The sequence below is a fragment of the Paenibacillus sp. MBLB1832 genome (genome assembly GCF_032271945.1).
Lineage (GTDB): Bacteria > Bacillota > Bacilli > Paenibacillales > NBRC-103111 > Paenibacillus_E > Paenibacillus_E roseopurpureus.
Map to the genome: position 1 here is coordinate 2,724,767 of NZ_CP130319.1, position 19,226 is coordinate 2,743,992.

The following is a 19,226-nucleotide window of genomic DNA, read 5'->3' on the forward strand; positions in this document are numbered from 1 at the left end:
ATTTTTCGAAATCGTATCGTGGACACAATTCGTTTGTCAGCTTTTATTTCTATGATCTTTACACGTTTGCAAGAACTATGTAATACTTGGCATACAAAGAACCGGTGCAAGTTACGCCTAGTTTTTTGCAAAAAATGATCGAAAGGGTTGTCTGTGTGAAAAAGAAGCTCATCTCAGTTCTACTATCTTTAGCATTGCTTGTCAGCACCCCCAACATATCGAAGGCTGCAACGTCAATTCCCGTCCTATTAAATGGAGAAGAGCTCGTTTTTGAAGTACCCCCATTTATTGAAGATGGTACAACGATGGTGCCATTTCGGACTATTTTCGAAAAACTAGGCTTTGACGTGAATTGGAGTGGGGAGTCTCAGACGGTTACAGGTTCTACCAGTGAATTAATCATTAAACTCCAAATTGGCAGTACTTCCGCGAGGGTGAATGGCTCATCCAAAGTGCTATCCACAGCTCCGATCATCAAAGACGGGAACACGTTTGTCCCGCTTCGATTCATTAGTGAAACTAGCGGTAAGAAAGTGATTTGGGATGATAAACGTCACTCAGTTTTGATTCGTGATGGGCTATCTAGTTATATGAGGAATACCCTCAATCAGCCAAGTAACCATCTGGCCTATACGGGTAATCAGAAAGACGGTCATGGTACCATCTCCGCAGACGGAAAAATTGTGTATGATGGCGATTTCAAAGATAATAAGAGGAGCGGTAACGGCACTCTTTTTTGGCTGGGTGGTCAGAAACGCTATGAAGGTCAATGGTATAACGATCTTATGAACGGAACGGGAAATATCTACAATGAAGACGGAACCCTTTTGTACGAAAAAATAACAATGCTCGACAACAGCATAGAAGGTAATGGGACTTTATATTTTAGTAACGGTTGGATTTATAAAGGTGAATTTGTGGATGGATCTGGCACTGGTACAGGGGAATTATTGAATCCAAGCGGAACGCTTGCCTTTGACGGTCAATTTAAGGACTTTCAATTAGAAGGGCAGGGGAAATCTTACTACGCCAATGGAAAGATCCATTTTGAAGGTGAATTCCATAATGATTTAGCGAATGGACAAGGTGTTCAATACGAAGAGGATGGCAGTATTGCCTTTAAAGGATTATTCAAGAACGGTGTTCCTGTCATTAATAAAGCAGAGACGCAGGAAATAGGCATTAACTTCTCGGCTGAACCCCCTGTTCTGGATAGCTCTAAAGCAACTGCAACTGCGGCCTTCTCCATGATAAATGCGTTTAACGAAGGGTTGTATCGTCTGGATAAAGACGGGAAAGTACAACTAGGGCTCGCGAAGGATTTGCCGAAAATAACAAATAACGGCTTAACATACACCATTACTCTGCGCGATGCGAAATGGAATGATGGAACTCCAGTCAAGGCTTCAGACTTCGTAGCTTCTTGGAAACGGACTCTCGATCCTGCTACCAGAGCGTCATACAGTTTTATACTGACATGGATTAAAGGCGGAGAAGCTGTAACGAAAGCCAGATCCGTTTCCGACGTAGAAAAAGCACAAAATGCGCTTGGTGTAAGAGCAATTAACGATCAGACGCTTGAAATCAATTTAGAACGTCCGATTACTTACTTTACGAGCATGCTTGCATTTCCAATATTTTTTCCGCAAAGGGCAGATTTTATCGCCGCGCAAGGTGACCGATATGGCGCCGAAGCAGATAAAGTGATGGGTGCTGGTCCTTTTAAATTAGTCAAATGGGATCACGGTGAATCTCTAAAGTTTGTGAAAAATGAGAACTATTGGGACGCAGCTAATGTAAAACTAAACAAGTTTGTCGTCAACATCGTGAAAGACGCAACTACGGGCATCGTGCTTTATGAATCGGATATCGCTGATATCTCAGAGATCAATTCGTCCATCATGAATCTGTATAAAGGAAAGCCTGATGTGATTCGAAAGCCTGAATTAACCACATCGTATGTGATGTTTCAAGAAGAGAAATTCCCTGCTTTCGCTAATGCCAAAATACGGAAAGCGTTAATGTCTAGCATTGATCGTGAGGCACTTATTGCTTTGATAATTACAAATGGATCACTTCCGTCGACAGGATATATCCCTAACGGAACGCTTGACGGCAACAATCATCTATTCCGTTCAATTGCGGGGGATGACGTTGAACCGAAGTTCGATCCGCAGATCGCCAAGGAGTTGCTTGCTGAAGGTTTACATGAGCTTGGATTGACATCGTTGCCGCCATTTAAGCTATCCGCAGATGACACGGAGACAGGCAAGAGTACGCTTACCTTTATTCAGAAGCAATGGAAAACAAATCTCGGTATTACCGTGACAACAGAGCCATTACCGCATACAAAACGTGTTGATAATCAATTCAAACACGACTTCGATGCGAGCCTTGCATTATGGGGTGCTGACTACAACGACCCCATGACGTTCCTTGATATGTGGGAAACAGGGGTTGAATTTAATGAAGTCGATTGGTCCAACACAGAATATGATCAATTAATAAACGCTGCTCGTCAGGAAGACGATCCATTAACGAGATCTAAGCTGCTTGTCGATGCCGAGAAGCTGTTGATGGAAGAGATGCCGATCGGACCTTTGTACTTCCGCAGCCGGCTTTATGTAAAGAAACCGAACGTTGATGGCGTTTTCTTCCCCTCGTTTGGTTTTGAGTGGGAGCTGAAATGGGCTAGGGTTACTGAAACAGAAGAAGAATAGAAAATGGTTATGATGGGTGGACGTTTACATAGTCCACCCTTTTATTATGAGGTCACCACCTCATACATAGGCCTCCTGTTCAAATGGCTCCGATACAGCGTAATCTCGTCGGCTGTCCACTGGAGACCTTTACCTTCAGGCGAAGAAGGCACTGGAAAATCACTCAACTTCGTACGATCAAAGGGAATCGTACTAGCGTAGTTGCGTGCAAGCGTCATATGCGGGTGAAAGGTACGCTCCTCTGGCGTGAAGCCCATGGGTATAAGGGCTCTGACAACCTGTTGTTGTAAGCTGTGCAGTCCTTCAACGTCGCCGCTAATACCAGCCCAAAGTACGGAAGGATGGGGCGGTCGGCCGAATGTGCCGAGAGGTGCCAAACGTAACGTGAGTGGAGACGATTCTTTTGATATTTGCTCCAGAGCTAGCATGATCTGAGGGGCAAGATCCGCCGGTGTATCCCCAAGAAATTGCAGCGTGATATGCAGATCAGAGGGGTGGACCCATTTTCGAAATGGAAAATGCGGTTTGATTTCTTCCATCCAGGTGTCGATCGCTTGTTTAATGCTGGAGGGAATGGGCACTGCGACAAATAATCGAATGTGATTGATTGAATTCATAATAGCCTCGCTTTTTCAAAGTGGGGTAGATTGTTCCATTATAATCTTCCCATTTTTTCCTCGGACTGATTCATCGGATCATGCATAGCATGGGTGTTAGGAGGGGAAAAAGATGCCAAAGTATCGTATTATCGTCGATTTATCTGACCGCATGCTATATTTGCTAGATGGAAATATCGTAGTCCGGGGATTTCCTATAGGAGTCGGTAAAATGCTAACGAAAACGCCGAGAGGCGAATTTACGATTATAAATAAGCAAGAGAACCCTGGGGGGCCATTCGGAGCTTTCTGGATGGGCTTATCTAAACCGCACTACGGCATCCATGGAACGAATGTTCCATCCTCGATCGGAAGGGAAGTTAGTCACGGTTGTATCCGCATGTACAATGAGGATGTGCTTCAGCTCGCAGAGCTTGTTCCCATCGGAACGCAGGTTACGATTCGGCGGTGAGCGCATGGGAGATTGCCTTGGGGCAACTCCTTTTATTTTTGTAAAAACTGAAACTTAGATGCCAGATATAACGTCAATATCATGTAAGTGAATAAGAGGGAGGATGCCCCGTTGCGTAAATACTTGGGAGGCTTTATTTTTATGCTGTCAACGATATATTGTCTCGTGGGTTGTGAGGATCGTACCGAAACGCTTTCAACAGCAACGCCCACCGCCACTTCTTCGCCAACAGCAAACGTATCTCCATCTCCTCCACGACCGACAGAACTAACCACATCCCCAATACCGCAACCATCGAGTTTATCCATTGATAAAGTAAAGATTACGCTACAGGAAGAGCCGCGCATGCCAACGAATGCCTCTGCACGCGTGTCGAGTACGCCGAAACATTGGATTATCGAGTTCAGCGAACCCATGAATCGAACATCCGTAGAAGACACGATGAAACGAAACCTGTTGCCAGAAGACATCAAAATAAACGCAGTCAACATCCAATTTGAGTGGGTGAATGATCGGCAGTTGAAGGTCACAACGTCATTACAGTCAACTGAGCTGGAGGACAACCGAATTATTTTCACATTATCCGTTAACGATGCGTTGACTTCTACAGGGAATAAGTTGGCAGGCGCCAGTGTGTTCAGGGCAATCGTAGGTGAAATCAAGCAAATTTACCGAATTTCGTTCGATGGAAAGTCCAGGGAGAAGTTAAGTTCGTTTGATAAACCCTATATGTTTAATAAGGTGCTGAATGATTCTGGCTATATCTTCACCACACAGTCAACATATTACTGTGAGTGCGATGCGAGAAGCGAAGTGCTGTACGATTTGTTTGATTACGAACAGCAAACACATGTATCGTATCCGGTTGAACTGTTTTATAGTTACAGTGGAGAAGGCGATTTTTTTGCTGACTCGAAAGGATTTTTCTATAGAAATCCCAAAGATTTGAAAATGCCAGAGAGCAGTACGGAGTATCACATTTCGCTGGATGGTTATATATTTGGCACTGGCATCAGCAAAGACCGCCGTTATGCGTTGGTCGCGGTCGGAGAGAAAGATCAGAAAACCGACTTTGATTTGGTTTTTCTAAACTTAGAGACCGGTCAGAAAGACGTATACGCAAAAGCAATGAAAGGATATGCTCCTGCGAACCAAGTCAGTGACGGTACAATGCCCATCACGTTTCAAGATGACGGCAAGCAGGTCACTTTCATGATGGAGAACAAAAATCCTTGGGGTTACGAACAGTACGCATTCAATTGGGAAAATCGCACGGTACAGCCATGGGTATCCCCGGACGGTGAAATTTGGTGGGAAAATAATATGACGAGTGACGGCGTCTATCGGCTCTCTGGGAGGGGCGAGGTTTATAAAAATGGCGTTAAGCAGAAACAACCAACTCCCGTTATGTACGGGACCTGGGTTAACAACTCACATCAATTGCTCATACTTGAATTTCTGGCGGATAGGGGGAGTAAGCTGTCGATTTTTGATGCAGACACGGGACAAATTAGCCCTATGAACATTCTCCTAAAGCCTGACGAAAATTTTATTGGAACGAGTACAGATGGCAAGTGGATCTATGTTACTGACTGAGCAACGAAATGGAAAGCCACACTTCATTATTAAGACCGCATACGGAAAGCGAGAGTGGAAGGCGCAGCATTTTGAACGAAAAATGGTTAGTCTCACACCCACAGAGCCCCTTGCTCTGTGGGTTTTTACGTTTCACAGCGTGGTTCTGTAAGTAGCCGAAGAGCTAAAAATGCAGGATTTTAAAGGAATATGTCGAAGTAAAAGAGGAGTTGAAAAGAGTAGTAAAACATAGTGGAGGAACTATGAAACGTTCATATAAGATGAAAATGGCACTGATAGTCGTGCTCGCTGCAAGCTCACTTCTACTAAGTTACCCTGGCCTCGAGGTTTCGGCGGCTGGAGGTTCGTCAGCCACGGATCCTGCTAATGCCGCCATTCAATATTTGAATGGGGTACGTTCGCAGATGGGCATTCCAGTCATGTCGTTAGATGCGAAACTAACGAAAGCTTCTAGCAATCATGCGAATTATCTCCTCGCAAACGACGAGAACGGTCACTCAGAAACATCAGGCAAGCAAGGGTACACAGGTGAATGGCCATGGGATCGGGCGTCAGCTGTAGGGTTTGATACGGAATCGTTCGGAGTCTTCGAGGATGTCTCATTCAATACGGATTCGCCAGAAGCTGGCGTTCAGTCGCTTTTAGATGCGCCGCTGCATCGATCAAGTTTAATTTTGCCGGATATGACGCTATTAGGTGTTGGGTATAACAATCACGCGATCGTAATGAATCCTGCTAAAAAATGGTACACGCACTCAGGAGTCGGGAAGTATCCGTATGATGGGCAAACAGGGGTTCCAATTGGGTTTTACGGTTTTGAAATGCCGAATCCGCTGGAGCAGCTTCATTTGTCGCAATCAGGCTATTTTATTACGTACGCGGGCGTCGCTCAAGAGAAAACCTCGATTTCGGCGTCCTTAATAAATTCAAGTAATCAACCTGTCGATATTCTAACGTTGAAACAAGAACTGGGCGATACGAATGCCTGGCATATGATCCCGAAAAACGTGCTCACCTACGGTGAAACCTATACCGTTACGGTCGAAGGAGAGACGTGGTCGTTCACAACCATGCAGAACCCGAATGCACCTAAACAAGACCCTGTAACGAGTCCTGTAAAAACGGACCTGCCCAAACAATTCAACAGTAATGACGTGGGAATTCGATTGAATGGCACGATCATTACGCTCTCGCCAAAAGCGAAAATCATAAACGGCAGCACGATGATTCCGCTTCGCGGTGTGTTCGAGAAGATGGGAGCCTCTGTCACTTGGGATGGAACACGGAAGGAAATTACCATTACTAAGGGGGCGCGAACAATTGTTCTGACGATTGGGATTAGCCAAGCTTGGATGAATGGCAGCTGGCACAGCTTGTCAGTAGCGCCATTCCTATCGGCCGAAGGTTCTACCTACGTGCCGCTTCGCTTCGTTAGTGAGGCATTGGGGGCGGAAATCGCGTGGGAAAGCGAGAAATGGACGGCGGTTATAACACAACACGAGTAAATAGAGAAAGTTAATGATAAATCATTATAAAACGTGCCCTTACGTGTGGTAAGGGTATTTCTTTCGAAGTAAAGTTTACATAACTTATTTTATGTAAACTTAATTTTTAATTAATGAGATTAATTATTTTGTTGATCGAAGTAAAGTTAATGTGGCTAATCTTTTTCTTGTTTACATAACACAAGTTATGTCAGCTTTTTTTACAGCTTCCGAAAATTACATGATCCTCATCGTTCTAACTCATGAGCGTTCGAGTATATTGTAGGGAAGTTCCAATCTAATTTAGCTGCTAGTTGAAGTTAGATGGAGGAGGGGATTAACACGTGCCAGTTTACATGCTCCTCATGGTATTGCTCATGGGCAGTTTGTCTCCTGCACAGCAGCAGGAACGAGCGGTAAACGATGTTTGTACCGTACAATCGGCAACTGCGGCCAAGCAGCCTCCGATCGACACGTCCGTCATTCATTACACGAATAAAGCACTATTCTTGACCTATCATCATCTGGACGAACAGGAATCGTACATTACGATTACACCAGCGAAGTTTAAACAGCACCTACAGGTGTTAAAAGACAAACATTATAACGTAATCCCCATTGAGGATTATGTTTGCTTTCATAACCATCGGAAAACGTTGCCGCCGAATGCGGTTGTTATTACGTTTGATGATGGCTATCGGTCCTTTTATGAAAAAGCATATCCGTTATTGAAAAAAACGGGCTATCCCGCGACCAATTTCTTAATAATTAACGACGTTAATTCTGATTATCCGTCCTTGCCGTTCCTGTCGTGGGAGCAGATCCTGGAAATGAAGCGAGATGGTTTTAGCTTTTACTCGCATAGTTATGATCTCCATCAGAAGAAGCGTGACGAAGCTGGCAATCTGGTCCCACCCCTAACAAATCGGCTTTATCTTGCTAATCAAAGCAGAGCGGAAACGGAAGAAGAACGGAAGGCACGCGTTCGGGAGGATTTGCTCGTTGGGGAAGCGTACTTGAAAGCGAAGCTTCATAATCAGCTTTCTTTGTTCTGTTTTCCAATGGGGGAATACAACCAGACGACGCTCAATGAGGCGAGAGTACTGGGGTTCTCGTTATTTTTCACGACCAAGGAAGGGATCAATACGGGGAGCAGCGATGAAATTATGCGCATAAGCGTTGGCATGCCTTACGTTTCAGCGGAACTTTTTGCTCGGAAATTACAACAATATGATCTCAAATAGCAAAAAAATACTCGCACCAAGTCTATCGACTCGGAACGAGCACCTTTATATAAATTAGTAAGCTAGTGCGAACAGTCCATGAATATGGGAAAGGTAACGAACGTTGCTCGCTTCTTTCATTAAGGTTGCAGGTAAGCCTTTGAGTTGCGTGTTGTTACCGCCAATTGTTCCGATACCGTCTTTACGGCCAAGGCTGCCCAGCGTACCTGAGAACACAGGGGAGAACTTGTCCATAACGCCGCCTTTAAGCGCGACAGCGAGGTTGTAACCAACCGTTTCACCCATTTGCCATGCAAGCTGGGCTGTTGGTGGGAAAGGTCTTTCGCTGCCTTCTGGGAATACAACGGCACAGTCGCCAGCAAGGAAAACATCAGGATGCGATGTCGATTGAAGCGTTGATGTTACAGTAGCACGACCGCGATCTTCAGCAATTCCGCAAGAGCCAACGACTGCATTTCCTTTTACGCCGCCAGTCCAAATGATGGTGTTCGTTTCGATTGTTTGACCACTTTTCAAGGAAACGGTATTTTTCGTAGCTTCCGTAATGGCAACACCCGTTAAGAATGTCACGCCGCGTTTCTCTAAGCTCGATACCGCACGCTCGATCAGCACTTTAGGGAACACAGGAAGAATCGCTGGGCCAGCTTCCACGCAGTAGATGGAAACATCGTTGAAATCAATCCCTTTACTGCGGCAAACTTCAGGCAATTTATCAGCAAACTCACCAACTAGCTCAACGCCTGTCAGACCGCCGCCGCCAACTACGATAGTCGCATCAGCTTTGTTACCCGAAGTTTTGTAAGCATCTAGACGAGCTTCAACGTGCTCGCGAATACGGTTCGCATCGTGGGCTGATTTCAGAATCATGCTGTTCTCTTCAAGTCCAGGGATACCAAAATAGTTCGTTTCACTTCCAAGTGCAACGACAAGTTGATCATACGTATGTACTGCGCCGCTGCTCGTTAACACTTGCTTCTCGTTGGGTTTAATTTCTAAGATATTGTCAACAACAATGTTAACTTGTTTGTCGCCAAGTAGTTTCTGAAGCGGAAGAGCAACGGCTTTCTCCTTGATCGTACCGCCAGCTAAGCGGTGCAATTCCGTAATAATTTGGTGGGTAGAAAAACGATTAATGATTGTAATTGTGGCTTCTGCAGCCGTCAAATGTTTACGAGCTGTTAGAGCTGTCAAGAGACCGCCATAACCGCCGCCCAAAATAAGTATGTGTTTAGCCATTCGTTATCATCCCTTGTCTGTGTTAGTTTTTACGTTCAGCAAGTACGTTTAAGAATGCTTGTGCAAAGCGGAGCGTTTTCTGAACTTCAGGGTCTTTCAACATTTTCAGCATGCCGAAAAGGCCGATCGTTGCGCCAGCATCAGCTTGTGAACGCTCACTTGCTTCAATTGCCGCGGATGTAATGTCTTTCGCTTTTTCCTGTACAGGTTTAACGAACTCGCCAATCCCTTGAGCAAAATCGTTGATCAACACTTTGTCTGTCGCAACACTTTGAGCGAAATCGTAAGCTTTGGTCAACAAAGTAACCATTTCAGCCAATTTAGGTAAATTATCTACCAATACCGTGAGGGATTGCTGCACCTCTGGTTTTAATAATTGGTCAAGAACGTCTAGAGATTTAGACTGAGCAGCTAGTGTAGTTGGTACTTCTTGAACCGAAGTTGTTTGTGACATTCGAATAATCCTCCTTTGCGCTATACAAAAATCGGGTAATGAGGCCATAACTTCTCTTTATTTTACACCGTTCGACACCAAATATATGAAAGAAAATATTTCAAATTCGTGACTTTTGTGTGTACTAGTTTTATTTCCTGCTCTGAAAGCGGTATAATAGATAAAAATGAAAAGAAAGTGGTAGATCCAATGGGACGCAAGTGGAATAATATTAAAGAGAAAAAAGCTTCGAAAGATGCGAATACGAGTCGAATTTATGCCAAATTCGGTCTAGAAATTTATGTTGCTGCTCGCAAAGGCGAGCCGAATCCAGAATCAAACCAAGCGCTTCGCTTTGTTCTTGAGAGAGCTAAGACGTATAATGTGCCGCGTGCTATCATTGATCGTGCCATTGAGAAAGCGAAAGGCGGCTCGGAAGAAAATTACGTGGAGCTTCGTTACGAAGGGTATGGTCCAGCGGGTTCCATGATTATCGTGGATACGTTAACGAATAATGTGAATCGTACCGCTTCGACGGTGCGTGCTGCTTTTAGCAAAAATGGCGGAAATATGGGTGTCAGCGGTTCTGTTACGTACATGTTTGACCAAACAGCTGTATTCGGTATCGAAGGCAAGTCACTTGACCAAGTAATGGAGATTCTGCTGGAAGCGGATGCCAATGTGCGTGATTTGACGGAAGAGGACGAAATGGTGATGGTGTATGCGGAGCCAGATCAGTTCCAAGTCGTTCAAGACGCATTGAAAAATGCCGGAATCACAGAGTTTGCCGTAGCTGAGTTAAGCATGTTGGCTCAAAACTACATAACGCTCGCTGATGATGCGCAAGTGCAATTTGATAAAATTATTAATGCTTTAGAAGACCTTGAAGATGTGCAACAGGTCTATCATAACGTCGAGGAAGCGGAATGAATACGACCATCTATTTTGTGATTTTCTCCATCATTCTCCTGGTTGGCTTAATCGCTACGGTGATGATCGGCTTTTCGAATAAGAATCGAGTAGGGGATCAGACGTATTTTCAGAAAACAGGTCTCAAATGGGTGCGTCTAACTGCGCTGTATGTCGTTTCAATTGCTGCTGGCTTGTTAGCACTCGTTGCTTTTATTCGTTATTACACGGAATAATGAGAAAAGATCTCCGCTATGGAGATCTTTTTTGTTTCTGTTATGTGCGGCGCATGTAGGCGACCACTGTGATTGGTGCGAAAATCGCGACGATGACAATAGCTCCGATTAAGGAAATCGTGAGATCCCAGCCGACGGTTCCTGTATTCGCTAATTGTCGAGCAGCTGAGACGAGATGGGAAATCGGATTGAGTTTGACAAACCATTGCAGCCAATTCGGCATTGTTTCAACAGGTACGAACGCATTAGATAGGAACGTTAAAGGGAACAATACGAGCATGGAAATCCCTTGCACACTCGAAGCTGTACGTGCAATGACACCGAAGAACGCAAAGATCCAGGAGATCGCCCATGAGCAGAAAATGACGAGTAACGCGGCGAGAGCAACACTTCCTAGCCCGCCTTCAGGTCGATAACCCATAATGAAGCCCATGGAAAAAGTAAGTACCGTTGCGATTGTGTAACGAATGGTGTCTGCCAGCAAGGCGCCTGCTAGAGGCGCAATTCGCGCGATCGGCAGCGATTTGAATCGGTCGAAGACCCCTTTATCCATATCCTCTCGCAATTGGACTCCAGTGACAATCGACGTAGTGATCACCGTCTGAACGAGAATACCAGGAATAATGACGGGTAAATAGCTTGCGACATCGCCCGAGATGGCACCACCGAAGATGTACGTAAACATTAGTGTAAAAATGATCGGTTGCAGCGTTACATCAAATAATTGTTCGGGTGTTCGGCGAATTTTGAGAATGCCGCGAAAGGCCATCGTTAAGGAATTACGTACGGATTGGGAGAAACTTGTGTGATTTTTCAGCTGCCGCTCGGCGCCTGGTTTAATAGATGTCGTATTCATGCACGTGCCTCCTGATAGGATTTGAATTCTTCAGAACCTGAAGTTTGTTCCTCAGCGCCGTGACCTGTTATGGTTAAAAATACTTCATCAAGCGTTGGCTTCTGCACACTTAATTCAGCCAGGTGAATACCTGCTTCGCGCAGGGTAATGAGCAGATCCGTGACGCGATCCGCATCTGTCATTGGAGCAGTGATTTTGCCACCGGACACATTCGCTGTAGCCTTGAGCACCTGCTCCACTAAACGGCTAGCTTTCGCGATATCCGATGTATTCTGAACGTGCAAGTGTAGGGAGGACGTGCCGACAGATCCTTTCAGCTCATCGACCGTTCCTTCCGCAACAACGTGGCCGCGATCAATAACGGCGACACGGTCAGCTAATTGATCGGCTTCTTCGAGATACTGCGTGGTCAGGAGGATCGTCGATCCCGTGTTCACCAGACGGCGAATCGTCTCCCACATCTGTGAACGCGTTCGCGGATCCAAGCCAGTCGTTGGCTCATCTAGGAAGATGAGGGGAGGCTGCGCGATGAGACTTGCCGCCAAATCTAGACGGCGACGCATCCCGCCAGAGAAATTCTTCAGTGGGCGTTTGGCTGCTTCGGTTAATCCGAACTCTTCGAGCAGATCCCATGTTTTCTTTTTAGCTTCCGCACGGCTCAAGCCGAGTAGGCGAGAGAAGATCATTAAATTTTCCGTTGCGCTAAGCGACTCATCGACAGAGGCATATTGACCAGTAACCCCAATTAATTGACGTACAATCTGTGATTCTTTCACCACATCATGCCCGAAAATCTTCGCTGTCCCCGCATCAGGACGCAGCAGTGTCGCCAGCATATTAATTGTTGTTGTTTTGCCGGCACCATTAGGACCAAGCACCCCGTAAATCGAACCCGTAGGCACGTTCAAATTCACGCCATCCACCGCGCGATTCTCGCCAAATGCTTTGACGAGACCACGAGCTTCAACGGCCCAGTCGGTGTTGTTTTCCTTTTTGAATTCCACTTGTCATTCCTCCTTGATCGAAATCTATTTGATATACATGGATTGTAACGTAGTAATTTAAACTGAATATAAACAAAGGTGAAGAGTTGAAAACCAGCACAACGGGTATAGATTGAGCCATTATTAACTTCTCGAACTAGGATATAAAATAAGGCATGCCGCATCAGCGGCATGCCTCTTGATCGTTCACGGTTTCTTAGCAGGGACTGCCTTCCGATAGGTTAACAACTCGGAGACGGTAACAAACCGATACCCCCTCTTTTCCAATTCAGGCAAAATCTCTTGTAGCGCCTCGATGGTCTGTGTTTTACCTTCCACGTAATCGTGGAACAGTACGATATCCCCGCTGCTCGAGTTGTTTAAAACTTTATTTACAATTTTATTAACCCCTGGCGTACTCCAATCCCTCGGATCCAAATGCCATGACCACATGATCATTTTATGTCCTTCTTGCTTGACTATATTAACTAACCTCTCGTTATAAAAGCCCCCAGGGGGACGAAATAAATGACACCGAATCCCAGCGACGGAGTAAATGATTTCATCTGTTTTATTAATTTCTTTTTTCATGTTTGTCCGTTTAGAAAGAAAAGCATGGGTATATGTATGATTGGCTATCTCATGTCCTTCGTCTACTTCTCGTTTGAGCACGTCAGGATACAGTTTTATTTTATTCCCAACCACAAAAAAAGTGGCTTTAGCATGATACTGTTTGAGCAAGTCCAGGATCTGCGGTGTTTGACTCGGATGAGGTCCGTCATCGAATGTTAAGGCGATCACTTTCTCATCGGTAGATACTTCCCAGACGACTTCTCCACGCGTTTCATAATAAAACCGGTCTTTTTGAGGAGCAGCGTAACCAACAGACTGAAATACGAAAAAACAAATACAAAAAGTTAGGATCGTTCTCATTGTTGCCTCCTGATTTTAGTTCGTTTCCAAGATTAGGATGCACCAATCCTTCAAATTAACTCGGTAAAAAAACGGGAATAAATGGTTAATGCAATCAGGCATTATCGACAGCGGTATTGATGCCAATCATCCCGATTTAAAAGCTAACTTCCTCGGTGGCGATTGATTACGGCCCAACCGGTAATGATGCCTTTTACGGCGCAGGTGAAGCGAATGTGTTCGATGCTCTAGTCAAATAATTGATTGCAACGATCTGGTTGACGGCACTTAGCCAGAGTTCTCGTTCACGGGTGAGTAGTGCGTTTTTTCTTGTTTTTTAGCCATGATATTATCCATAAAAGAAGTGGAACCCCAAGCATGTGTATGGGAAATAGGAAAGGAACAGCGATTTTTTGCGGAAAAAATAAGGAGCTATCATAATAGTTACGCGGCACCATGGACAGGAGTAAGATGATAGGGACTACGACCCAAAGCATACGCTGCCATTTCGTCACTTTAAATACTTGCGCGGTGCCGTACGTACATACAAAAAAGTATAGAGATACTTTCATGAAAACGCCAATAATCCATATCGGAATAAGGAAGGCATCTAAATTTTGAAAGAAGTTGTAAATAGAAATATAGCGAACTAAGTTGAAATAGGGATAGGTTTGTGCAGCGGCCATGTTATCCCCAAACACAGTCACAATGACGAACGTCGCTGCACAAGTGAGTAATCCTACAAGTGCAACCCCGAATACAGCGGGTTTTGTCCCTTGATCAGGATTGGAAATGAAGGCTAGCAAGATGAGGAGCAGAATACAGTCTCCTTGAAATGTAGCAGTGGGTAGAGCGCCTTGAAGAATTACGTTCCACCCTGAATCGACATAAAAGGGGAGAACACGCTTTAACTGTATATCTCTTATACTCAGCAGCAAAGTTAAGGTTATTATAATCAATAGGAATGGACCTAATATTTGACTGCATCTTGCAATCCCTTCGATTCCAATTCGCGTTACATAGACTGCTGCAAGGAGCATAGCGAATACAGGAATCATGATTGGTGTTCGCGGAAGGATGGTAGAAACAATAAAATCCGAATATTGTCGTAATACCATCGCAAGCACGATATACCAGAAGGCACCATAGATGAAAATGATAAATCTGCCGAGCCAATTACCTACGATCTTTGGCAAATAAGTAACCAAGGTTTGACCAGGATACTCACGATTAATACGTGTACACACAAAGGCAATAAACATGCCGATTAAAGTCGCACCTAAGATGGATATCCATGAATCTTGCTTAGCTGTCATAATAGCGGGTTTAATGGTAAGCAGAATGGTCATGCTGACCTGCATGGTGGCTATCATCCAAAATAATTGTGTTCCACTAATTCGCAATTCCATTCTCCTCTACTCATTAATAAGGTTACCCAATGGAGCGAAAATAAAATTAATCAAACTTGTTGGACTTGGTAGCCCTGGATTAATAAAGAGAGCTATTGCAAGAATCCAACATAAGCTCAGAACAGATAGATAACTTATTCTCACCCTAACTGGCATCTGTCGTATATGCAACCACTGAAAGACGGAGATAATGAAACAAATCAACATGAGCCAGGGAATGACAGTTGGCGTCATTTACCTGTTTCCTCCTTCAATTCAACATCTTTAATACTTGTAAGCCCTGGGCGTTGTATCGTGGCATGAGGGTTAATGGTTACATCTAAATTAGTGAAAATCTCGCCCCAATGTGCCTTATTTAGTTTCCATTCTTTAGGATAAGCTCGATGAAACGTCCCTCCGAAATCAAAAATATCTGCACCCATTTCCTTCTGAACTTTATTCAGTGCGACACGGATGCGTTCTTCAATATCCTTGTTCATAGAGTTTTCAACAATTTTAATCGCTTGGGGGTCCTGACTTATTTTGAGTGAAGTTGAGTTTTGAAGGGCGTTATTTTCTGCTCGAATTTGGATGTTTATGGACCATTTACCATCTTTAATGAGTGGCTTTAGTTTGGTACGACTTGTTAAAAGTCGGAGAGAAACGGTGCCAAAGCTTTCCGTTGGATTCACAGTAATAACTGCATGTTTAATTTCGTCCTTGATCCAAAGGACGCCCTTCGTTGTAAACTCATCGATTTTACCAATCATTTTACCTTCCTTAAAAATCGCAGAGCCAATAACGGGGCTAGGTAGTTTGTCATTGTTACGACTAGAGGATGCAGGCAATAGCTCAATCCACGGAATTGCCGCGGCGCCAGTTTCATCGACAAGCATTTGTGCTAAATCAGCTAATGTCACACTGAGGGAAAGCTTACTCTTCGCGACTTCGCGCATAACTTCTGCTGTGTTTCTTTCAAGCATGGATTGTGCATCAAGTAATTGGCGAGCTTTTCCTTTAACAACAAACATGTAGGCTCTCTCTCTAGGTTGAGGTGCACGCATTAAATAGTCGACTTCATCACGAATACCATCCTTGGCAACCTCTTCACTTAAAATAAACACCTCAGCATGCCCCCAAAAAAGTTTCCTTGGTAGCTTCTCTTGGATGTGGGAAAGGGCATCTGCAATGTTTGCTCCCTTCGCAGAGGAAACAAAGGATGCTTGATTACCAACGTTCGCCGACTGTCCACTCATCCCGCCACTTGAGGCGGTACGTGGGATAAATATTTGAACTGATAACAGAATAGAGGACTCATCAATTTTGTCAATGGCTGCCCCTGTAATCAGTGCTACATCGTTAACCTCCGTTCGATCCCAGCATCCAGTGAGGATAAGGAGAAGGCACGATACAAGGGATATGGAGAGGACATGGTACATTGTAAAAGCCCTCATCGCTTGAGTCTCCCCTTTATCATTACCACAATTAGAAGAAGAGCTGGGACAACGACTTGCATGAATAAGGCGAAGAAGGGTATCGTCGTGCTCAAAGCATGATTCATTTCCTGGAAATTAGGCGACACCCAAATGCTGCCGAGGATGATTAGAAAACCCATTGGTATAATTAAGGTACGGTAATCATCCAGCTTAAAGATCTGAGCGGTTCCAATGGTGACTAAATAATAAATGATCGAAATTTTTATATAGATACCCATAATCCAAATAGCCATCAATAGGGATTCGATGTGTTCAATAAAATCAGAAAGAGCTATATAACGAACAGCAACTAGAAATGGATAATTAAAGGAAGTTGTTAGTGAACCAAAGGTGAGTAAAACTGGTACATTAATGGCTAACGTGGTGAGCAAAACGACGGTTACACTAAACAAACTCCATTTCATTCCCAAATCCTTTTTCGTTAGAAAAGGAAATAAAAAGGAAATGATGAAAAACTGGGAATACCATGATGCGGGCACGATAGATCCTAGTATCGGTGGCAACAACCCATTTCCGAAGATGGGCATCATTTCTTTAATATGAAAGTCTGGGATTAAGGTAACCACCATGAGGAGAATGATACAAATAGCAATAGGAACCATAATTTGTGTGGATCTTGCGATGACTTCCAAACCTTCATATAACGCATAAGCACACACGGAAATAATTGCAATGACGACAATGATCATTGGTGTGTTATTTAAAAAATTACCAGTGATAAACTCGCCATATTCTCTAATTGTTAGACTATTGGAATAGAAAATAGCTACAAGGTACATTATGGAAATCGATAATCCTACATATTTCCCCAAAATTTTTGGAACATATTGCACAAACGTATCGCTTGGAAATTGGGTGTGCAAGCGGTACAAAATATAAACAGTTAGGTAGCCGACAAACGAAGACAGGATTGGTGATATCCACATATCTGAGCCTGCCTGTCTCATTGTAATAGAGGGTACAATGAGCGCTGCCGTAGATAGAATTGTCGGATGCATAATGAGCGCCATTTGCTGGGGGGATATTTTACCCTTCTCGATCATTTGTATCATTCCCTTTGATATGTTCTGGTTTCTGCCCTATGGGCTGGCGTTTGATGTTCACTTTATTGGAAAATAGCGGTCTTCTTCTCATATACCAAATCGGTGCACGGACGAGAACATCCTTCATTTCGCTGCCTTTCATAGGAGCGAGAGGCTGAAGGTAAGGTACGCCTAATGAACGAAGTGAACAAAGGTGGATAACAATCACGATAAACCCTAACATCAGACCTAATAACCCTAACATGCCAGACAGGAACATTATTGGGAAACGCAGCATGCGAAGTGCGATTCCGGTCGCATATTGTGGCATCATAAATGACGCAATGCCGGTAATGGCTACAACCATGACCATGGGAGCGGAAACTAACCCAGCTGAAGTAGCTGCTTGTCCAATGACTAAAGCCCCAACGATGGAGACTGCGGCGCCAACTTGCTTAGGGAGGCGCACCCCTGCCTCACGCAATGCTTCGAAACAAACCTCCATGAGTAACGCCTCTACCAGTGCGGGAAATGGAATGTCCTCTCGCGACTTCGCAATACTAAGCAACAGGGAAGTTGGCACCATCTCTTGATGGAAGGTCAGAATTGCTATATAAAGAGACGGAAGCAATAAGGTTATGATGAAAAATACATATCGCAACCAGCGTATTAATGTGCCAATCATAAACCGTTGATAATAGTCTTCAGGTGACTGAAGCATGGAAAAAAGTGTCGCGGGTGCAATCAAAGCGAAAGGCGTGCCATCTACAAGGATTGAAACTTTACCTACTAGAAGTGCAGCACAAACAACGTCAGGACGCTCGGTCACTTGAATTTGTGGGAATGGGGAAAAAGGACTATCCTCGATAAGCCCCTCAATGTACCCACTTTCCAAAATACCGTCGATTCGAATGTCACTAATTCGCTGATGGACCTCTTCGATAAGCGAGTCTCTAGCAATTCCTTCCATGTATACAGCAATAACCGAGGTTTGCGTGTGAGTTCCAATTTTGTAGGGGATCATTTTCATTGCAGGACTCTTGATTTTCCTGCGAAGCATAGAGGTATTGATAGCCAACGTTTCTGTGAACCCCTCGCGCGGTCCCCGTACGACAGATTCTGCACTTGGCTCATCGATACCGCGCTTTTCCCACTTGGCAATGCCAAGTGCGAAACAGGAAGAGACGCCCTGCACGAAAAGTCCTACAGAGCCTAAAGACAAATGCGAGACCAATTCATTCATACGCACAATTTCGCTGATATTGGAGATAGAGATGAGTGCAGATAGATCTTTGACGGTATGATCCCATTCGGCTTCGGGTTCTCTTATTAAAGGTGTTAATACGTCTTTGTTTAATATTTCAAGGTCAACCAGCCCCTCAATATAAATCACAAAAGCTTTGGTAGTTTGACCGATGTCAAATGTGTGAATGTGGATATCATGACATTTATTATAGATAGTATTGAGTTCACGTAGATTGTCTTCAAGTTTGTCAGAGATATATTGGGGTGAGTCCATAGATTTGGAATTGGAATCCATGAGCAAGTGCTCCTTGTTTGTAATACGTATCTTTTTGTCCATTTTTGTCAGAATCTAAACGCATGTAACTAAACTAAATCAGAGATAGAAAAAAGCCAAAGAA

18 protein-coding genes are annotated in these 19,226 nt (G+C 44.2%); 7 read left to right on the plus strand and 11 right to left on the minus strand.

Translation table 11 applies throughout. From position 1 onward, the window contains the following. Positions 1-134: 134 nt before the first annotated feature. Positions 135-2,720 (plus strand): ABC transporter substrate-binding protein, encoded by a 2,586-nt coding sequence (locus tag MJB10_RS12025; RefSeq protein ID WP_314805141.1) that lies wholly within the window; start codon positions 135-137, stop codon positions 2,718-2,720. Between the two features lie 44 nt (positions 2,721-2,764). Here MJB10_RS12025 and thpR read toward each other — a convergent pair whose 3' ends face one another. Further along, positions 2,765-3,337 (minus strand): RNA 2',3'-cyclic phosphodiesterase, encoded by a 573-nt coding sequence (thpR, locus tag MJB10_RS12030; RefSeq protein WP_314805142.1) that lies wholly within the window; start codon positions 3,335-3,337, stop codon positions 2,765-2,767. A gap of 112 nt (positions 3,338-3,449) precedes the next feature. Here thpR and MJB10_RS12035 point away from each other — a divergent pair, with 112 nt between their 5' ends. After that, positions 3,450-3,788 carry a L,D-transpeptidase gene (locus MJB10_RS12035; RefSeq protein ID WP_314805144.1) on the plus strand — a complete coding sequence of 113 codons (339 nt, stop codon included), beginning with the start codon at positions 3,450-3,452 and terminating at the stop codon, positions 3,786-3,788. Positions 3,789-3,820: 32 nt separating this feature from the next. Here MJB10_RS12035 and MJB10_RS12040 read toward each other — a convergent pair whose 3' ends face one another. Further along, positions 3,821-4,096 carry a hypothetical protein gene (locus MJB10_RS12040; protein WP_314805146.1) on the minus strand — a complete coding sequence of 92 codons (276 nt, stop codon included), beginning with the start codon at positions 4,094-4,096 and terminating at the stop codon, positions 3,821-3,823. 37 nt (positions 4,097-4,133) lie between these two features. On the opposite strand from MJB10_RS12040, the gene MJB10_RS12045 reads away from it, so the two are divergent. The 3 genes from MJB10_RS12045 to MJB10_RS12055 all read left to right on the plus strand — a co-directional run bounded on the left by MJB10_RS12045 (position 4,134) and on the right by MJB10_RS12055 (position 8,112). Continuing rightward, positions 4,134-5,384 (plus strand): hypothetical protein, encoded by a 1,251-nt coding sequence (locus tag MJB10_RS12045; protein WP_314805148.1) that lies wholly within the window; start codon positions 4,134-4,136, stop codon positions 5,382-5,384. A gap of 242 nt (positions 5,385-5,626) precedes the next feature. Next, on the plus strand, positions 5,627-6,889 hold the full coding sequence (locus MJB10_RS12050) for a stalk domain-containing protein (RefSeq protein ID WP_314805150.1): 1,263 nt from the start codon (positions 5,627-5,629) through the stop codon (positions 6,887-6,889). A gap of 323 nt (positions 6,890-7,212) precedes the next feature. Further along, positions 7,213-8,112, plus strand: a complete 900-nt coding sequence (locus MJB10_RS12055; RefSeq protein ID WP_314805152.1) for a polysaccharide deacetylase family protein — start codon at positions 7,213-7,215, stop codon at positions 8,110-8,112. Between the two features lie 54 nt (positions 8,113-8,166). Here the strand turns inward: MJB10_RS12055 and MJB10_RS12060 are convergent, their stop codons facing one another. Together MJB10_RS12060 and MJB10_RS12065 are read right to left on the minus strand one after the other, a co-directional pair. After that, complete coding sequence (locus MJB10_RS12060; RefSeq protein ID WP_314805154.1) at positions 8,167-9,348, minus strand: NAD(P)/FAD-dependent oxidoreductase; 1,182 nt, start codon at positions 9,346-9,348, stop codon at positions 8,167-8,169. A gap of 22 nt (positions 9,349-9,370) precedes the next feature. Then, on the minus strand, positions 9,371-9,802 hold the full coding sequence (locus MJB10_RS12065; protein WP_314805155.1) for a DUF1641 domain-containing protein: 432 nt from the start codon (positions 9,800-9,802) through the stop codon (positions 9,371-9,373). Positions 9,803-9,991: 189 nt separating this feature from the next. On the opposite strand from MJB10_RS12065, the gene MJB10_RS12070 reads away from it, so the two are divergent. Both MJB10_RS12070 and MJB10_RS12075 read left to right on the plus strand, forming a co-directional pair. Next, positions 9,992-10,711, plus strand: coding sequence for a YebC/PmpR family DNA-binding transcriptional regulator (locus MJB10_RS12070; RefSeq protein ID WP_314805157.1), 720 nt, complete (start codon positions 9,992-9,994; stop codon positions 10,709-10,711). After that, entirely contained in the window at positions 10,708-10,926 is a 219-nt protein-coding gene (locus MJB10_RS12075; protein ID WP_314805159.1) for a hypothetical protein, read from the plus strand. Before MJB10_RS12070 ends, MJB10_RS12075 begins: the two co-directional genes overlap by 4 nt. A gap of 40 nt (positions 10,927-10,966) precedes the next feature. On the opposite strand, the gene MJB10_RS12080 is transcribed toward MJB10_RS12075, so the two are convergent. The 7 genes from MJB10_RS12080 to MJB10_RS12110 form a co-directional block, all read right to left on the minus strand. Continuing rightward, the gene (locus MJB10_RS12080) at positions 10,967-11,782 is read right to left on the minus strand and encodes an ABC transporter permease (protein WP_314805160.1); all 816 of its coding nucleotides are present in this window, start codon (positions 11,780-11,782) and stop codon (positions 10,967-10,969) included. Then, positions 11,779-12,786, minus strand: coding sequence for an ATP-binding cassette domain-containing protein (locus MJB10_RS12085; protein ID WP_314805162.1), 1,008 nt, complete (start codon positions 12,784-12,786; stop codon positions 11,779-11,781). Before MJB10_RS12085 ends, MJB10_RS12080 begins: the two co-directional genes overlap by 4 nt. A gap of 186 nt (positions 12,787-12,972) precedes the next feature. After that, on the minus strand, positions 12,973-13,698 hold the full coding sequence (locus MJB10_RS12090) for a polysaccharide deacetylase family protein (RefSeq protein WP_314805164.1): 726 nt from the start codon (positions 13,696-13,698) through the stop codon (positions 12,973-12,975). A 284-nt stretch (positions 13,699-13,982) separates the two neighbouring features. Beyond that, positions 13,983-15,086 (minus strand): GerAB/ArcD/ProY family transporter, encoded by a 1,104-nt coding sequence (locus tag MJB10_RS12095; protein ID WP_314805166.1) that lies wholly within the window; start codon positions 15,084-15,086, stop codon positions 13,983-13,985. A 230-nt stretch (positions 15,087-15,316) separates the two neighbouring features. Next, on the minus strand, positions 15,317-16,519 hold the full coding sequence (locus MJB10_RS12100; protein WP_314805168.1) for a Ger(x)C family spore germination protein: 1,203 nt from the start codon (positions 16,517-16,519) through the stop codon (positions 15,317-15,319). Then, positions 16,516-17,604, minus strand: coding sequence for a GerAB/ArcD/ProY family transporter (locus MJB10_RS12105; protein ID WP_314805170.1), 1,089 nt, complete (start codon positions 17,602-17,604; stop codon positions 16,516-16,518). Before MJB10_RS12105 ends, MJB10_RS12100 begins: the two co-directional genes overlap by 4 nt. Beyond that, the gene (locus tag MJB10_RS12110) at positions 17,588-19,123 is read right to left on the minus strand and encodes a spore germination protein (RefSeq protein ID WP_314805172.1); all 1,536 of its coding nucleotides are present in this window, start codon (positions 19,121-19,123) and stop codon (positions 17,588-17,590) included. The genes MJB10_RS12105 and MJB10_RS12110 overlap by 17 nt, the downstream gene beginning before the upstream one ends. Between the last annotated feature and the right edge of the window lie 103 nt (positions 19,124-19,226).

Excerpts from the sequence above, each read along its gene's own strand:
- MJB10_RS12025 (WP_314805141.1), top strand. The coding sequence starts at position 135 with ATGATCGAAAGGGTTGTCTGTGTGAAAAAGAAGCTCATCTCAGTTCTA.
- thpR (WP_314805142.1), bottom strand. The coding sequence starts at position 3,337 with ATGAATTCAATCAATCACATTCGATTATTTGTCGCAGTGCCCATTCCC.
- MJB10_RS12035 (WP_314805144.1), top strand. The coding sequence starts at position 3,450 with ATGCCAAAGTATCGTATTATCGTCGATTTATCTGACCGCATGCTATAT.
- MJB10_RS12040 (WP_314805146.1), bottom strand. The coding sequence starts at position 4,096 with ATGGATAAACTCGATGGTTGCGGTATTGGGGATGTGGTTAGTTCTGTC.
- MJB10_RS12045 (WP_314805148.1), top strand. The coding sequence starts at position 4,134 with ATGCCAACGAATGCCTCTGCACGCGTGTCGAGTACGCCGAAACATTGG.
- MJB10_RS12050 (WP_314805150.1), top strand. The coding sequence starts at position 5,627 with ATGAAACGTTCATATAAGATGAAAATGGCACTGATAGTCGTGCTCGCT.
- MJB10_RS12060 (WP_314805154.1), bottom strand. The coding sequence starts at position 9,348 with ATGGCTAAACACATACTTATTTTGGGCGGCGGTTATGGCGGTCTCTTG.
- MJB10_RS12065 (WP_314805155.1), bottom strand. The coding sequence starts at position 9,802 with ATGTCACAAACAACTTCGGTTCAAGAAGTACCAACTACACTAGCTGCT.
- MJB10_RS12070 (WP_314805157.1), top strand. The coding sequence starts at position 9,992 with ATGGGACGCAAGTGGAATAATATTAAAGAGAAAAAAGCTTCGAAAGAT.
- MJB10_RS12075 (WP_314805159.1), top strand. The coding sequence starts at position 10,708 with ATGAATACGACCATCTATTTTGTGATTTTCTCCATCATTCTCCTGGTT.
- MJB10_RS12080 (WP_314805160.1), bottom strand. The coding sequence starts at position 11,782 with ATGAATACGACATCTATTAAACCAGGCGCCGAGCGGCAGCTGAAAAAT.
- MJB10_RS12090 (WP_314805164.1), bottom strand. The coding sequence starts at position 13,698 with ATGAGAACGATCCTAACTTTTTGTATTTGTTTTTTCGTATTTCAGTCT.
- MJB10_RS12095 (WP_314805166.1), bottom strand. The coding sequence starts at position 15,086 with ATGGAATTGCGAATTAGTGGAACACAATTATTTTGGATGATAGCCACC.
- MJB10_RS12100 (WP_314805168.1), bottom strand. The coding sequence starts at position 16,519 with ATGAGGGCTTTTACAATGTACCATGTCCTCTCCATATCCCTTGTATCG.
- MJB10_RS12105 (WP_314805170.1), bottom strand. The coding sequence starts at position 17,604 with ATGATCGAGAAGGGTAAAATATCCCCCCAGCAAATGGCGCTCATTATG.
- MJB10_RS12110 (WP_314805172.1), bottom strand. The coding sequence starts at position 19,123 with ATGGATTCCAATTCCAAATCTATGGACTCACCCCAATATATCTCTGAC.